Below are 1,738 nucleotides of genomic sequence, written 5' to 3'. Positions count from 1 at the left end.
CCGAGCTCGCCGCCGTGGGCCTGGGCCAGGCGGGCATCGAGGGTTTCCAGCATCCCCGAGAGCCGCAGCGACTTCAGCGACTCACGCAGGGCAGAATCCATCACGCTCATCAGATGCTTCCCTCAGCTTCGCCGTGGACCTGGTCGTCGCGGATCTCATCCGCCGTCTCGGACGGGGCGACGGAGGCGAAGAGCCGCTTGGGCCCGTGGAGGAATGCCGCGGCTCCCGCGTCCCCGCTGGATTCGGGCTCCGGATCGGTCTCGGTGCCGGCGATCAGGATGCCTTTGATGGTGCGGTAGGACGGATCTCCGACCGTGATGGCCCTCGCGCAGGCGGCCTCCAGCCTCGCGTCGCCGTACTTCTTCTTCAGTCCGAGGATTCCCTGGGCGGCGCGGAGCCGGTAGAGCGCGTTGACCTCCAGCAGCTGGTCGACGACGGTCCGGCAGGCGTCCCCGACTTCGGATGCCTGGGTCCGGCACCAGATCGGCGTTCGCATCTGGAAGGCGATCTTCTCCGGCGGGTAGTCGGTCCTGTCGGTTCGTTTTCCCTGCTCAAGTGCCACGTGGGTCTTGACCAGGTCGCCGTCGAGGAAGACCTGCACCATCGTGGCGGTCGAGCGGACGTCGACCCTGCGGCCGATCAGTTTCCAGGGAACGGAGTAGAGGGTGCGGCCGACCTTGATGTGGATGTCCGGCCCGACCAGCGCCGTCGACCAGCGGGCCAGCACGAACGGGGTGGGCGGCAGCGGCAGGAGGGTCTCGGCTTCGACGGCCTCGAACACCGCCATCGGTGCGGCTCCCTGCAGCGGTCGGCACTGCCGTCGGCCGGCCACCTTTTGGCTCCAGGTCACAGCCTCGGCCTGCATGTGCTCGATCGAGGTGAACTCCCGCCCCCGCCAGAACGAGTCCCGGATGTAGGGCATCGGCCGCTCGACCCGCGGCTTGTCCTTGGGCCGGGCCGCGCGGGCAGGATCGACCAAGGCCCCGTAGTGGGTGGCGAGCTCGGCATACGCCTTGTTGATCTTCGGATCGTAGAGATCAGGCTTGTCGACGCCGGTCCGCAGGTTGTCCGGCACCAGCCGGCGAGGGACGCCCCCGAAGTAGCGGAAGGCGGCGACGTGGGCTTCGGTCCAGGCGTGCTGGTGGAGGTAGAGGACCGGGCGGACGAACATGTGCCGCGAGCACGGCAGCACCATCACGAACGCCCAGATCCGGTGGCGCTTGCCGGTCTTCGGATTGGTCCACTGGCCCAGGTGGCCATAGTCGATCTGAGCCTCCGAACCAGGCTCGACGTCATCGCGCAAGACCGTGACCTGCGACCTTGTCGTCTCATCGGGCAGCGTGGCGTGCACCCAACGGCGGAACGAGGAGATTGACATGTCTAGCTTGTGCTCGTCCCGCAGCCGCTGGTGGATCGTGGAGACGGTCACCGTCCCCAGCAGGTTCTTGATGTAGTCGCGGTGCTGGTCGATGTTAGGCCAGGTGATCTGCCGCAGCCGCCGGTCAGCGAGTTCGGGAAACCAGCTCTTGATCAGCTTGGCCCAGTCGGCCTCGCGCATCGGTGGCCCGCCCGGCGTGATCCCGGACGCCTCCACCGGCTCCAGGTACTTCCTGATCGTCTTGCGGTCCACCCCGAGCGACGCGGCCAGCTCGCTCTTCGAGCGGCCCGCGTACCAGTGGACGTAGATCTCGGTGATGTCGACCACGACGAACGTTCTCCTTGCCATCCGGGCTGACCA

1 protein-coding gene is annotated in these 1,738 nt (G+C 67.4%); it reads right to left on the bottom strand.

The window, feature by feature from the left end:
• Positions 1-109 precede the first annotated feature (109 nt).
• Positions 110-1,705 carry an IS21 family transposase gene (gene istA / locus ACFYOB_RS41580; protein WP_388570291.1) on the bottom strand — a complete coding sequence of 532 codons (1,596 nt, stop codon included), beginning with the start codon at positions 1,703-1,705 and terminating at the stop codon, positions 110-112.
• Positions 1,706-1,738 lie beyond the last annotated feature (33 nt).

The organism is Streptomyces sp. NPDC006463 (assembly GCF_042870715.1).
In the GTDB taxonomy this organism is placed as follows: Bacteria; Actinomycetota; Actinomycetes; order Streptomycetales; family Streptomycetaceae; genus Streptomyces.
Note: the sequence above shows the minus strand (reverse complement) of the source record. Positions and strands in the feature narration are given on the sequence as shown.